Here is a 681-nt window from a genome sequence, read left to right on the forward strand (position 1 = left end):
TTCCGCGCGGAAGGTGTCGAAGGGCTGCGTGATCGCTCCTCAAGGCCTCTTTCATCGCCAAGCCAAACCCCGCCAGCCACGCGCGCCGCCGTCGAGGCGTTGCGCCGGCAGCGCCACACCGGCAAGCAGATCGCAGCCGAGGTCAGGGTGTCACGGGCAACTGTCAGCCGCATCCTTCGCCGCCTAGGATTGAGTCGGATGCGCGACCTGGAGCCCGCCGAGCCGGTGCGCCGGTACGAGCGCGAACAGCCCGGCGAGCTCATCCATATCGACATCAAGAAGCTCGGCAGGTTCGTCAGACCGGGTCACCGCATCACACACGATCGCCAGATGGGTGAAAGCCGGGGCGCCGGCCACGAGTTCGTCCACGTCGCCATCGACGATGCATCGCGCCTGGCCTTCTCCCAGATCCGGCGGGATCAGAAAAAGGAGAGCGCCATCGCCTTCCTCAAGGAGGCCGTCACCTACTACCGCAGCCTCGGCATGAAGGTCACCGGCATCATGACCGACAACGGCTCCTGCTACCGCGCCAAGGCCTTCGCCAGAGCGTGCCGCAAGCTCGGCCTCAAGCACATCTTCACCAGGCCCTACAGACCGCAAACAAACGGCAAGGCCGAACGCTTCATTCAGACAGTCCTGCGCGAATGGGCCTACGCTCGCGCCTACGACACTTCAGATCAG

General features: G+C 64.8%; 1 protein-coding gene. It reads left to right on the forward strand.

The features are described from left to right. Positions 1-681: IS481 family transposase (locus XH79_RS06800; protein ID WP_271581148.1), on the forward strand; the 681-nt coding region annotated here is incomplete at both ends.

The organism is Bradyrhizobium sp. CCBAU 45389, from assembly GCF_028128625.1.
GTDB lineage: Bacteria > Pseudomonadota > Alphaproteobacteria > Rhizobiales > Xanthobacteraceae > Bradyrhizobium > Bradyrhizobium liaoningense_B.